Here is a 14878-nt window from a genome sequence, read left to right on the forward strand (position 1 = left end):
AGATACTTATTCCAGCCATTCCATGCACTTATCATTTAGCTAAGTACCAGATACTTACAATCAGTTCATTGGAGATATATGCCCAACGAACCGGAGAACTATGACCTGCCAATACACTCATTACCAACAATTAATGTATCTCGTAGCAATTGACTATGACTTACCGAGCGGTAACTTCAAATAATTTCAACCAGCCGGCAGATGTTACATTGTTCTTTACAGCAAGGTGAATTCCAATCTCATTCTGCTTTGCCGTGTCAACAATCCCAACAGCCCACATGTATTTACCTGCCTCCACGCCTTCAACCCGGGTTGTAAACGTATATGATTTAGCCGTACCTTTCACCCAATCACAAGCTTCCGGTTCTCCATCAACAAATACATACTTCGGTTTATCATTCTTGGTATCCAATAAAGCAAAAGCCACTTTATATTTATTCTTCCACTGGGGAATATTCGTCGGACAATATCCCCAACCAAAATTATTCCAACGGTGCGCTATTTCAATCTGTTTACCATTAGAGATAGTTGTAGGCAAAGAAATCCTGTCTGGAAATAAACGGTAGCTTCCTTCTGTACAGAATTGTTTAACTAATTGGAAAGCTTCATTAAACCATGAATAAGTTTCTCCATTACGAAAGTCTGAATTATAGCGTAAATCCATCATATTGACGCAGGCTGTTTTAGCCTCATCAAACTCACCCTGACGTACTTCTGCATAATTGGCATATCCATCTCCCTGAATCGAGTTTCCATGAGAATTTTTCACCCAGCCACCTTCCATTACTACAGGAACGAGATACTTCCACTTGGCTATAAAATTGCGTTCCCAAGTAGAATAATAAGTTTTCATACCAAACGCATCGTGACGTAATGAATATCCTTTAGCTACTGCTTTTCCTATTAATCTTTCAGTATCTTTATCATAATTATTGCCATCCCATTCCTTACTTGTACCTATCCAACGATGATAATTTACAAACACAGGAACTTTATCAAATACTTGAGAATATAAATCTGTCACCCAATCGAAAACAGCCTCACGAGTCGGCAGCTCCGGTTTTCCCAACTCACGCACCTGATAGTACCATACACTATGATATTCTCCCCATTTTCCAAATCCTGAACCACTTACAAACTGTACTTTGTCGGGATCATTAAAATCCTTAGCCAAAGCCCTGATAAATTTCTCATAATATTTCTGGAAAATAGGATCATCCGGATAGGGAGACCATACTTTTACTGAACCTGTTTGTGTTTCATATCCTTTCGCGCCAGCCTCTTTTACAAAATTCGGAGTAAAATTATAGTGCTTATCACGACTATCCACCACAAAAGTAAAGGCCAATTTCATATTTCTTTGCTTAGCTCCCTCTATCAACATCTTCAGTCGCTTAGCCGAAGGGGTATCACAATCGGAGTTCCATGCATATTTTCCTTCTTCAGGATTAAAATCAGCCCAGGCACCACGAAGGTATAAGGTATTTGCATAATCAGAGACCTTTACAGTGCCTTCCGATGACGGGAAATTATCATAATCCTGCCAGAATGTGGAAGATAAACCATCACCAATACCCGCATATAATACCCATCCGGAAAGAGGATTATGCAAAATGATATTTCGATTCTGCTTTACCGTGACAATGCTGTTTCCAGGAATAGAAGTATCTTCTACCAAACCATCATCACCATTATCACCTCCTTCTTCATCATTATCACTGCCGCAAGCGACTAATGATATAGCCATAGAAAAAATAAGCCCACAACTTATTTTTCTCAAACTGCACATATTTTGAAAATTAATCTTCATACCTATAGCTCTTATTTTTTTATGCTTACTTTCGACAATTTTAACCAGCCCGAATCCAATATATCCCCTTTGGCGGCAATATCCAGCCCTATGAGATCTTTATTACTCCGGTCAACCAAACCCACAGCCCAAACATAAGTACCCGTTTCAACTTTGGACATATCCGGCTCAAATACATATTCAACGGGACTTCCTTTTATCCACTTCGATAAATCAGTATTCGTATCCACAAATGTATATCGCACCTCATTCGTTTCAGAATCGAGCAAAGCGAAAGCTACTTTATATTTTTGATTCCATTGCGGAATATTAGTAGGACAGTACCCCCATCCCAAATTGTTCCAGCAATGTTTAATAGTCGGAGTTGTTTTTTTAGAGACTTCTAGCGGCAAAGAGATTTCACTGGGATAGAGCCTATACCCCCCCTCCCGAAGGAATCGGCGTACTAAATCAAAAGCATCTTTAAACCAGGACTCTGTATCGCCAAAACGGAAATCCATCATATTGACATGTGCCTCTTTGCTGTCATCAAACTCACCGCGTCTTACGTCCTCGTGTGAATCCTTGCGATATCCTCTAGGATCCTGCCAATAACTATGTGATTTGACAATCCAGCCACCTTCCATAATAATGGGGCAGATATTACGATATTTTTTTGCGAACCTACGCTCCCAACTGCCATAATAGGTTGTCATGCCAAATGCATCATGACGCAATGAATATCCTTTCTTGATTGCTTCTTCCAACATTTCTTCACTGTCAGCAGCAAAATGTTCATCATCTACCCAATCTTTTCCCGCACCAATCCATCTATGGTAGTTAATTACTACTGGAACTTTATCAAAAGCTTGAGAATATATATCTGTCACCCAATCGAAAACTGCTTTCTTTGGAGTATCATCACCTGTTGAATAAATCATTGTATGATATTCTCCCCATTTCCCAAGTCCGAATCCATCTATAAATTCAACTTTCGAAGGATCGTTGAAATCTTTAGCCAGGGCCTTCACAAATTTAGTATAGTACTTCTGAAAAACTGAATCATCAGAATAAGGTGACCATTTACCTTTATTCATAAATCCTTTTGCACCGGCATCTTTTACAAATTGAGGAGTAAATTCTGTTCTCTTATCACGACTGTCAACTACAACACGAAATGCCAAACGCATATTCCGCTGATAAGCTCCTTCAATATATGCTCTTAAATTAGAATCAATTTTCCAACCATATACATCTTCCTGTGGATTAAAATCTGTCCAACTAGCGCGAATATAAAGCGTATGAGCATAATCTGTCACACTAACATTGTGTCCTAATTCAGGAATATACATATGGTCATACTGTGCCCAAAAATCTGCAGCATCCACTCCCATACTTGCATAGAGCACCCATCCTGTAAGCGGGTTATGAAGAATACGCAAAGAATCAGGCTGAATCGTAACTATGTTATTCTCCGGTAGTTCCTTATCAAATGAAACGGCTGAATTCTCGTCTCCGAAAACAGGAGATAAAAGGAACATAAACAGACAAAGAGACACAATTACTCTATAATAACTAATCTTTCTTATAACCATACTACTAATTGTTTTTTAAAGAGTGCTATATCATTGTTCTCTTTATTCATATAAAAATCACGAGATTGATATAGCACTCTTAATTTTATCCTGCTTGATTATCTCTTATCAAAGAAGACTGTCAGTTCTTTAATATCTAATTCTATGTAATTAACTCCTACAGGTACACTAAAGAAGGCATAGCGGTTGTGAGATTGCCCTCCGACTACAGTCTGTTTCTGATTGTAGTCACTCTCTGCAATATCAAGGCAACCGTCATAAGATCCTCTGATGGCATCTGCTGTTGAGCCAAAGGTATAGCAACCTGCACTTTGCGGTCCGACTTTAAAGTTCAATCCACCCGGATGTGCATTTCCATCTTTGTCTTTAATGGAATTCTTTCTGGGTAACTCCGCTCCTTTGTATATAAACAAATAAGGATTTGCCAAACTAGGTGTCATAGAATGAGCCATAGTGAATCCTGTATCACCAGTGCCATCTTTAGCCCATCCATCGTATGGTCCCCAAATAAAGACTCTTTCAATAGTGGTAGTCATCGTATTATTATTCCATGTCCACGAAACAACCATTGGTTTAGGATCTGTTTCGGGGGAGTAAATCGTAACCTTTTTAGTATTTATGTTAATCACAACACGATAGACACCCGCAGTCTTGATATTCCAATGATAAGCAAGTGCAGCTGCTTCCGGACTCATTGTCGAGATATTCATTGCTGTACCATCTGTAAAATCGCCCGATTCTTCGGGAGCAATAGCCATATCTTTCTGTCCATTAAACAAGATCGGGAAATAAATAGTACCAGGTTGCAGTTCTGCATGGAACGCATATTGATTTTCATCTTCTATCGTGCGAGTCATCTCTACATCTGCACTAACACAAGTTCCGGCAATATAGATTTTATCAGCTTCTATAAAATTACTAGCCAAACCTATAGTAACGGTACGTGTTTCAAAATCTACCACTACACGATACTGCCCATCTTCAGGAATCACCCAATATCCAGCATTATCTATCCCCTTAATTTTAGCTTCCATTGCTCCATCAGTAATCTGTTGTTCTGCAGCAACTGGTGAGATGGCATTAATCTTATTTTCATCTTTCCAAACAATCGGGAAGTGAAGATTACCTGCCTTCAAGTCACAAATGGAAACATAACGCTTCGGCTGACTTTCCATTGGCAAGATTTCAATATCTTCACCATCAACAGCTGTGCCTGACATATAAAGATGGTCTGCTACAAAAGTCTTTTCAGAATACATCTTTACTTTTATAGTAACTGTAGAAACTTCCGGTTTTACAAACTTAGGCCCTTCTACAGAACCGATAATACGGGCTTGTAACTTTACTAAATCACCAGGCTGCTGCTTCCACTTTGACACCAATAAACTCTGCAATTCTTTATGAGTATAACTTTTAGAAAAATCATCATCAATATACTCCCTTATCATTGTGTTTGTTCCAAAACTGTTATTTTCCAGATCCATTTTATAAAGATAGGAAATATAATAGTCAGAGCCTATTGGGTCAGCTTCCGTCCAGTTTAACGTCAATGCAACCTCATCCGGGGTATCTTCCTTGAGTTCTATTTCATAATCAGAAGGAGTAAGAACTAAACTTGTACGATTGTCGAGCGAATTAGTAGCATCGTCATCATCATTGCATGCTACTATGAAACACGAAGCAAGTGTCAGGAAGAAGAACCGTAAAAGGTTCTTCTTAAATATATATCCGTTTTTCATATCTATATTCAATATATTAATATTATAACTATTTATTGGTTTCCGACGGTCCAGTCAGGAGTTTGTACCAAATTCCAATTCTTATCAATATCGTCCTGTGGAATAGGCCACCAATAGCTTATAAACTTACGTGTCTGATATACTGTACGAGTATAATATTTATTTCTATAGTCCGCATCGGATACTTTAATATAAGCATTCATGCCATAAAAATCACCATCCAATACTTTCTCGGCTAATTTCCAGCGACGCAGATCATTAAAACGAAGTCCAGATTCACAATTCAATTCCACACGCCTTTCTTGACGAATTAACTCGCGCATTTCTACAGGATCTGATGGGGCTGTTATCTTGCCTTCTTCAGCTGAAACACTATATTCGGGAATACCCGCACGCTCACGAATCAAATTGACATATTTCAGAATCTCTTTTTGATTGGCAGTATAAGTGCCCTTCTCAATGCTATATTCATTCAACGCCTCAGCATAACTTAAATAGATCTCTGCTAAACGACATAATGCACCATGACGGTTTTTATAATCTCCACTACCTTCTTTGGGATTTGCAGATGGATCTACTCTCTTACGTACCAGATAGCCGCTCCATGGAGCGTCATGAGAAGGACCACCGTCTTTACCATCCATATAGAAATCTGTATTTCTCTTACCACCAATATGCCATTGTTCGTTATGCAGTACTGAAATATAAAAACGAGGCTCGCGGTCACAATACATTTTATAGGTATTGGCATCTACAACTACATTTTCATCTTTATTACGATCTCCTTCTGAAGACCCATACTGCCACTTTGTAGAATAGGTCTCTTTTTGCGTACTAAAGCCTGTCTCTGAATAATTAGCATCAGGGTTAACTTTAGGAGAACCATCCGAATTATAACCTATAATAGGTCTTTGACCGTTTCTCATGAAAAAAGCATCAACCAAAGATTGGGTTATTCCGATCGCTCCCACTCCATTAATACCCAAACCACGTGGAATACAGTTTTTATCATACCATCCACCAGAATCCATTGTGCGAACAAACAGTAATTCTCTGTTAGCTTCGTTCCATCTCTTCATCACTGCATTCTGATAAGAAAGAAAAGGATCAATATCACCGTTATCCAAATATTCATAATGCAAATGATAGCCAGCGGCTTCCGCCTCATCGATAACCAGTTTACAAGCATCTACTGCTCTTTTCCATCGTTCCGGATCATGTGCAGAATTAAAGATAGGGGTTCCATCAATGTTTTTTATATTCGCCAATGCAGGATTACCATTCACCAAGTCGCTAGCAGCAAATAATAACATACGAGCACGCATTGCCAAACATCCAACAGAAGTCACACGGCCATATTTCTTATCTTCAGTTTGAGTGGCAGGCAATTGTTTTGAAGCTTCCAGCATTTCTTGATCTGCCCAATCAATTACATTATAAAACGGCTCTTGTTTCAACATCAGATCATCAGCCGAAGTACTTTCACTAGCCTCGCGAATAATAGGAACTGAACCATAAGCTATAGCCATCATAGAATTATAATAAGCTATAAAGAAACGGCATTCAGCTTTCATAAAGTCTACTTCTTCAGCCGGTACAGCCTCCAATGGGTGAGCATGTTTTATAAACAAATAAGCAGAACGAATATATTTGGGATAAGTATTCCAATAAGCAATTACCCCGGGATTGTCTGCTGTCCAGTTACCTTTTTGATATTGAATGGCTTTAAATCCTTGCGCTTCCCAACCAACTGAAGGAATCAGTTCATCAGCTATGGCATCCGGACCATCATAAGTATAATATTCGGGCAGGCCGCGATAAATATATGCCAGCCAACGTTCCATATTCTTTTTATTCTCAAATACTGATTCTAAATCCAACTGGTCATCCGGTTGCTTATCCAGATAATCAGAACAAGAAGAAAAAGTAAATGTCGTAATAATACTTAGTACTATAAATTTTAATATGCTATTTTTCATATGCGCTATTATTAGAATTTAATTTCAAAACCTGCAGATAACGATTTCATAATTGGGTACGCAGCCCCTGTAGTATTTTCGACTTCCGGATCCCACAAATCAAATTTTGAGAATGTTAAAAGATTTGTTCCTCTCACGAAAAGACGAATGCCTGATATAACTGTAGTATTTCTCCACAAATTCTTTGGTAAGGAATAACCAAGTTCAATGTTTTTTAAACGTAAAAAACTCATATTCCGCAGCCACCATGTAGATGGTTGGTTATTATTACTATTTATACCGTCATCCAATCGCGGATAAAATACGTTCTGACTTGGGTTGTCTACAGTCCAACGATCATTTGCATTAGTAAACATATTGCCTGTCACTCCTCTATTGGCACCCGGAATAATGCTTGATCCTAAAATATTCCAACTACGACCTATTCCTTGAAAGAGAGCTCCAAAATCTAGATCCTTATATTTCATATTCAGTCCAAAGCCATATACTATCTCCGGATCTTTTGTTCCTCCGATTGGCGATTTATCAAATACGTCCACTTTACCATCACCATTGACATCCCTGTATCTGATATCTCCCGGGCGGAGTTTGCTTACAAAACTTTGAGTCGGAATTCCTTCTTTCAGTTTACCTGTACTTACGTCTTCAAAATCGTCTTCTGTAAACAAACCTTCTGCTATATAGCCAGTTAATTGCCCTACCGGATGTCCTGTTTCAGCACGGTTAGTACCAACTACTGCACTAGGTTCATCCTTTTCTGTTATTTCATTATGAGCATAGGTAAATGTTCCCATTAAGCTGACAAATAAGTCTTTGCCAAACTGTTTATTAACATTTAAGGAAACTTCTACACCCTGATTAGTCACTTTTCCAAAATTCTTCCAAGGCTGCTTCATAAATCCAGCCGTCATCGGAACAGACTCACGTGGCATAAATATATCTTTACGGCGTTCGTCGAAATAATCTAATTGCAAATCAATCATACCATTCAGGAAACCTAGCTCAACCCCCAAATTCATCTTATTAACAATCTCCCACGTCAAATCTTGTACAGCAAACTCACCTTCCGCCATACCAGTTAAACCATAACTACTATCCAATCCCCATTTATACATGTTTAATGTATCATAGTCATCGGTAATTGTAGAAAGGTACGCAAAACGGCGTCCACCTAAATTAGCATTACCTACCTGACCATAAGACGCACGCAATTTCAATTTAGATATGACCTTACGCAATGGTTGCATAAATGCCTCTTCCGATACAATCCACCCAATTGCTCCTGAAGGGAAAAAGCCATAACGTTTACCTTTGGCAAAATTTTCAGAGCCATTATAGCCAAAATTAAATTCACCTACATATTTACCCGAATAGGTATAAGATGCACGTCCTGCCAATCCCTGATTACGGTAAGGCAACTTGCTTCCATCATCATAATTACGACGATTAAACAATAACATTGCAGCAACGGAATGTTTCTCTGCGAATGTACGGTCATAAGACAAAGTTGCTTCCATATATACGCTCTTATTTCCATAGTCACCGCTTTTTGAGTAATCCAGGAAATTAGTACCATTGGATTTTGATGCTATAATCAAATTACCTTCATCATCACGTCCTGTAGCAGGTACATAATAATCCGGTGTCTTTCCACGAGAAACAGTACCTGAAGAAAACCTGTCAAATGAGAATGTACCTTTTACTTTCAATCCCGGAAGTAAGAATTTCAAATCTTGTTCTACAGAAAACAGTGTTTCAATCTTACTGTCACTTCTTCTTTTATATCCACTTTGAGTAGCCCATGCCCAAACGTTTGGCTCCTCTGTTGTCGGTATCTGTCCACTGGAATACTGTGCAGGGAAAGCATGAGGTACAGCAACGAACGCTTTTTGGAAAATTTGAGATATATCTTTCGTTGTAGAATTTCTATCTTGCAAATATCCACCAATATTAAAACGTAATTGCGTAGTAGGACTTAATTTCAAATCCACATTAGAACGAACGTTATAACGTTGCAATTTAATAGTAGGATCCCAATCATAGCTTTTATCACGTTTCAAAATACCACGTTCATTATACGCAGCAGCAACAAAAGAATAACGTAATGTCTCTGTACCACCAGAGATATCTACTGTTACACGCTGATTCGAAGCATAATCATTTGCAATTGCATCCATCCAATTCACGTCCGGATATAAATCAGGATCATAACCTGCACGAGTTTTTGCAATACGATCTGTATATTTAGGCTGTTGTCCTGTATCCATCAAGATATCATCCAAAACCTGCATATAATCTGCCGCACCCAAATACTCGGGAAGTTTAACAGGCTGTGTAGCTGCAAATTCAGCCTTTACAGTCACACGAGGTTTACCAACTTGTCCGCGTTTTGTATTAATTAAAATAACACCATTAGCTCCCCGCACTCCATAAACAGCACTTGCAGCAGCATCTTTCAACACAGAAAAAGATTCTATCTCTTCAGGATCAATATTATTCAAATCGCGTTCTATACCATCAATCAAAACCAATGGGTTTTGTCCGGCATCCTGGAATGTACTAATACCACGAATCCAGAAAGAAGAATTATCATATCCCGGTTCACCAGAACGTTGCACAGCTAATACACCGGCAACTGTACCAGCCAAATTATTACTTATTGAACGAGTAGTAGAAACCTTTAACTTAGCAGGTTCAATCGTTGTGATAGAACCAACAACAGACTCTTTCTTTTGTGCGCCATAGGCAACCACTACAACCTCATCTAATTGACCAACATCTTCTACCATTTGTACATTAACAACCTTCCGGTTATTAACTACCTCTTCTTTAGGAACAAAACCAATATAACGGAAAGAAAGCACAGATTTTCTTTCAGGAACAATAATACTATAATTACCATTCATGTCTGTCAATGCATGCACTGTGGAATCATTTTTCAAAATGATTGTTACACCAATCAAAGGCTCACCTTTTTCATCTGAAACGTTACCTGTTACCTTAATACCCTTTTGTTGTGTAGTTTGCTGTACCTTAGGAGCTTCTGGCACCGAAATAGTAATTTGTCTTCCCGACATCTTATAATTCAGTCCTGTCTCTGAGAACAACTCTTTTAATACAGCGTCTATTTTCTTATTGGAAACTGAAATGGAGACTTTGTTATTCAGATTTTTCTGAACATTAGCAGAGTAAATAAAAATATACTTACTATGTTTTTCGATATAATCTAAAATATCTTTAACTGTAACATTCTCATACTGTACTGAGAATAAATCTTCTTCGGAATTCCAACTAATAGAATTAGTACCGAATGAAGAGAATGGAATCATAAAAAAGACGTTTATAATGCAAAAAAGCTTAAGTCTTTTCTTTAAGTGTAAAAAAATAGTTTTCTTTACCATAAAAATTTCTTTTTAGGTTAACAATTTTGGATTTATTGATTTAACTAGGGAATTACTATCGGGTAAATACGGCAATATTTATCCGATTTTTTTTGTCATAATGGCAGTCTGTTCTTCATAGGCAAACATATTAAAAGATTAATTAAAAAAATTATTTATTTAAATATATACTAGTATCACTTTTTTCGATCGTGAATGACAGGGTTTGCTGAATACATTCAATCACCTCGTCTATATCATCTTTCAAATCTAATTTCCCATACACTTTTTCTTTACCAATAATTGGATCACATTGAATAGATATACCATAGTAGATGCTTAGTCTTTGAATGATCTGCGACAAATCATTACCATTCAATAACATAATCCCCTCTACCCAACTAATATACTCTGCTACATCAACTTGCTTTTGATAAGCAATTGTACCATTTGCTATATTCAACAGATCATTAGGATTCAAACGTGCTTTCTTTTCATTCTTATCAGTAACTTCTACCGCACCTTCCACCAATACAATATTAGTTGTTCCTCCTTTATAATTCGAGATATTGAACTTCGTTCCTAACACTTGCAGTTTAAAATCATCAGACTCCACTATAAAAGGATGTTTCTTATCATGCGCAACTTCCAGGAAAACTTCTCCTTGGGCATAGATTTTACGAATGTCTCCTTTAAAACAACGAGGATAAATCACTTTTGACTGGGAGTTAACGACCAGCCGAGTCCCATCAGACAATTCTACTCTAGCCCTTTTCCCCGCAGGGACAAGCAACTGATTATATTCTTGTTCCTCTTTGGTTTTCTCTTCTTTCTCTTTTATCACTTGTGAATTGACAGCAACTTTCCCCTCTTTCGAATACTTAATGAAAACATCTTCATCCAAATTAAGCTGTTCCTTGGAAGTAATAAGAGTCACTTCCTCAACAGATTGGCTATCCATTTCTTCAGCAATAGCCTGGAAGTCTAAATTAACACTTCCATTCTGATTAAAAAAATAAATAGTTGAAATGCAAATCAAAAAGGAAGCAGCAATAGAAGCTGAAGCAACTAAGAAATATTTCTTTCTGCGCTTCATAGTATCTTTTCGCATCTTTCGTTGAGTCTTCTCTATGATAGAAGATGAATCAATCTTTTCCTGCACACAATTTTCCCAAAAGAATTTCAACTTCTCAGCATCAGGCATAGAAGTAAAATCATCCTCAATATTTTCTTGAGAATTCAATTTACTAAATAAATCTGCGAGACGATGGTATTCTTTCAAGCTCATAATCCTATTTTAATGTTGTTCTATAGATAAAGACGCAACTAAAAAAAAAATCTCCCAGTCAAAAATGATTTTTTTTCATTTTTCGGGTAAAAAGAATAAAAGTGGAGTTAGCTATGTGAAAAAATAAGGCATTAATAATGCAGGAGAGTAAAAAACTTAGCTCTTGCGAGATTTCATATTCAATCTTTTAGCAATTTCATCTAACGCAAAAGCAATATGGTTATTGATAGTCTTCACTGATATGTTCAACATATCTGCAATATCTTTATAAGGAAGCCCGTCTATTTTTGCTAAGAAAAAGACATGTTTACACTTGGGAGGAAGTTGTTGAATGGCGTCATTAATTTTAGCCATTTCTTCCTTACTAATCATCTCCTCGGCTGGAGATTGAACCGGCTCAAAAATAAAATCTTCGATATCATCAAATGACAATTCATACTTTCCAGTTTCCTTCCGCAAAAAAGAAATCGCTTTTCGATAGGTGATTGTCTGGATCCAAGCATTCATATTGCCAATTTCAGCCAGACTTTTTCTATTTTTCCAAACTTCAAAAAAAACATCACTCACAATCTCTTCAGCTGACTCCTTCTGGCCAAGTAGCGCAAATGTATAGTGATATAAACGCGAAGAATAATGCTCCATAAAACGATTGAAAGCAATTTCATCGCCGTCTACTATTCTACATATTTCATTATTCTCAAGTTTCACAGAAGTATTTATAGATTATTTCCAATTAACAAAATTGAGCCAAATATAGCAGTATCGTATCAATTACGAAAATAAAACACCATAAAAAGGAATTAAAAGTTATCAATTATAGAAAAATGGCTATAATAAAAACATTACCATTTAGCTATAAAAGTCTCTTACTTAGATAACGTACAGGATACCATACGGAGAGAAAACCAACGGCTAAAACTGTGATAAAGATTAATACGACATCCCAAGCGTGAACGCTGACAGGATAGGCATCTACAACAAAAGTACCACCACCGCCTCCCAATGAAATTATACCGAATTTCTGTTGTATAAAACATAGGATTAAGCCCAGGACAATACCGGAAATAGCGCCAAAAAGAGAAATGAGACGTCCTTCAAAGAGGAATATTCGGGAGATGAGTTTATCACTAGCTCCAAGACTCCGCAAAGTTACTACATCATCCTTCTTATCCAAGATCAACATAGAAAGAGAGCCTATCACATTAAAACAGGCTATCATTAAAATAAAAGTGAGGAACAAATAAGAGATTAGTTTCTCTATCTCCATAATACGGAAAACATCTGCCTGCTGCTGATAACGATTCTGAACAACAAAATCATCACCTAGTATGTTTTCTATTTTAGATTGTACCGATGAAGTATTTACATTAGGTTTCAATTTCAATTCCATCGCAGAGACTTCTGTTGTATAATCCAGAAGCTGACGAAGAAAATCAAGAGAAGTCAGAATATATTTTCCATCATATTCTTGCTGATTCACCACAAATACGACACCTGGAGAATACAGATAATCACGGTTAAAAGAAGCGCCTGGATTTGCCATGTTCACTTTGGCATTTCGCTTGGGAAGATATACCTGAAGAGGATCGACAAACTCCAAACCAGTTCCCAAAGTCGCAACCAATTCCACTCCCATGACGCCATAATTCACGATCGAATCATGAAGAACGAATTCTCCCGCGCCATAAAGTATGCTGTCTATGGCCGTCAACTCTTCAAAATTATCTTCCACCCCTTTTAGTACAACCATAGCCTGACGGTCCTTGTATTGCACCATTGCATTCTCTTCGAGCGTCTCTGTAAACACTTCCACTTCAGGAAGCTCACAAACGGCACGAATCCGTTCATCTTGTGCATCAAAGACTTTTCCTTCACGGACCGTAATTTTCAACTGCGGATCAAAAGCCGTAAAAAAGCTGGCCACCATATCCTGAAAACCATTAAAAACAGAAAGAGTGCAAACCAAAGCAAGCGTAGCAAGAGCCACTCCACATACGGAAATGCCGGATATGATATTAATAGCATTATGCTTTTTCTTTGAAAAAAGATAACGCCTGGCTATATAAAAAGAGAAGTTCACCTCTGCAATGAGTTATTTCACTTCAGCAATGAATCTATTTTCTCAATATAATCCAATGAATCATCCACGAAGAATTTCAGTTCAGGAATGATACGTAGCTGGTGACGTACACGAGTCCCAAGCTCATAACGAATGGATTTCATATTGTTATTGATATTCTTCACCATCTCTTCTGCTTTCTCTGAAGGAAAAACACTGAGGTAGACACGGGCAATACTCATATCAGGACTGATGCGAACTGCGCTAACAGAGACCAATGTACCCGGCATGGACTTTGTTTGAAGCAGGAATATCTCACTTAGCTCTTTCTGCAACAGGCGAGATATCTTATTCTGTCTGGTTGTTTCCATAAAGTTATTTACTGTTTTACGATTTACTACTTATTATTTTCTTCCTTATGATCGTTAATCCGTCACGCAAAGGAAGTATTACTTTTTCCACTCGCACATCTTGTGCTACCAAATCATTAAAGGCTTTAATACCAATTGTTTGAGCGTCCGTATTGCGAGGCTGTTCAAGCACATGCCCGTCCCACAAAGTATTATCAGCAATGATATATCCGCCTTCGGAAAGATACGCCAATGTCATCTCGTAGTATTCAATATACTTACGTTTATCGCCATCAATAAAAGCCATATCAAAAGTAACACCTAAACGCGGAACAAGTTCTAAAGCATCACCTATATAAAAACGAATTTTATCAGCAAACGGTGATTTCTCCAGCCATGGACGGGTAAAGTCCTCTTGTTCATCATTGATCTCAAACGTATGCAACAGTCCACCTTCCGGCAGACCTTCCGCCAAACAAAGGGCGGAGTAGCCGCTATACGTTCCGATTTCCAATATCTGACGAGGCTGAATCATTTCTACAAACATCTTCAGCATCCGTCCCTGCAAATGCCCGGAAGCCATACGAGGACGAAGGAGCTTTACATGCGTATCCCGATAGAGCGATTTCAAGTAATCGCTCTCGGGATCAATATGCTGCAAAATATATTCGTCTATCGATTCGGTTTCCTGCATAAAAC

General features: G+C 37.8%; 10 protein-coding genes. All 10 read right to left on the bottom strand.

Annotation, left to right across the window (positions count from 1 at the left end):
- Window positions 1–160: 160 nt before the first annotated feature.
- The 10 genes from DW862_RS03795 to DW862_RS03840 all read right to left on the bottom strand — a co-directional run bounded on the left by DW862_RS03795 (window position 161) and on the right by DW862_RS03840 (window position 14873).
- Window positions 161–1810 carry a DUF4832 domain-containing protein gene (locus DW862_RS03795; RefSeq protein ID WP_087317346.1) on the bottom strand — a complete coding sequence of 550 codons (1650 nt, stop codon included), beginning with the start codon at window positions 1808–1810 and terminating at the stop codon, window positions 161–163.
- A gap of 11 nt (window positions 1811–1821) precedes the next feature.
- Complete coding sequence (locus DW862_RS03800) at window positions 1822–3384, bottom strand: DUF4832 domain-containing protein (protein ID WP_087322166.1); 1563 nt, start codon at window positions 3382–3384, stop codon at window positions 1822–1824.
- A gap of 98 nt (window positions 3385–3482) precedes the next feature.
- A complete protein-coding gene (locus tag DW862_RS03805; RefSeq protein ID WP_087317350.1) occupies window positions 3483–5123 on the bottom strand; it encodes a SusE domain-containing protein in 1641 nt (546 codons plus the stop codon).
- 32 nt (window positions 5124–5155) lie between these two features.
- Window positions 5156–7102 carry a RagB/SusD family nutrient uptake outer membrane protein gene (locus DW862_RS03810; protein WP_008642445.1) on the bottom strand — a complete coding sequence of 649 codons (1947 nt, stop codon included), beginning with the start codon at window positions 7100–7102 and terminating at the stop codon, window positions 5156–5158.
- Between the two features lie 11 nt (window positions 7103–7113).
- Window positions 7114–10503 carry a TonB-dependent receptor gene (locus DW862_RS03815; RefSeq protein ID WP_074910504.1) on the bottom strand — a complete coding sequence of 1130 codons (3390 nt, stop codon included), beginning with the start codon at window positions 10501–10503 and terminating at the stop codon, window positions 7114–7116.
- A 151-nt stretch (window positions 10504–10654) separates the two neighbouring features.
- A complete protein-coding gene (locus DW862_RS03820; RefSeq protein WP_120067299.1) occupies window positions 10655–11770 on the bottom strand; it encodes a FecR family protein in 1116 nt (371 codons plus the stop codon).
- Window positions 11771–11926: 156 nt separating this feature from the next.
- A complete protein-coding gene (locus tag DW862_RS03825) occupies window positions 11927–12478 on the bottom strand; it encodes an RNA polymerase sigma factor (protein WP_008642439.1) in 552 nt (183 codons plus the stop codon).
- 145 nt (window positions 12479–12623) lie between these two features.
- Window positions 12624–13850 carry an FtsX-like permease family protein gene (locus DW862_RS03830; protein ID WP_120067300.1) on the bottom strand — a complete coding sequence of 409 codons (1227 nt, stop codon included), beginning with the start codon at window positions 13848–13850 and terminating at the stop codon, window positions 12624–12626.
- 17 nt (window positions 13851–13867) lie between these two features.
- Window positions 13868–14200: a 30S ribosome-binding factor RbfA gene (rbfA, locus tag DW862_RS03835; RefSeq protein WP_004296522.1), complete on the bottom strand. Its 333-nt coding sequence runs from the start codon at window positions 14198–14200 to the stop codon at window positions 13868–13870.
- 16 nt (window positions 14201–14216) lie between these two features.
- Complete coding sequence (locus DW862_RS03840; protein WP_120067301.1) at window positions 14217–14873, bottom strand: O-methyltransferase; 657 nt, start codon at window positions 14871–14873, stop codon at window positions 14217–14219.
- Window positions 14874–14878: the final 5 nt, after the last annotated feature.

The sequence above is a fragment of the Bacteroides sp. AM37-9 genome (assembly GCF_003603455.1).
In the GTDB taxonomy this organism is placed as follows: Bacteria; Bacteroidota; Bacteroidia; order Bacteroidales; family Bacteroidaceae; genus Bacteroides; species Bacteroides xylanisolvens.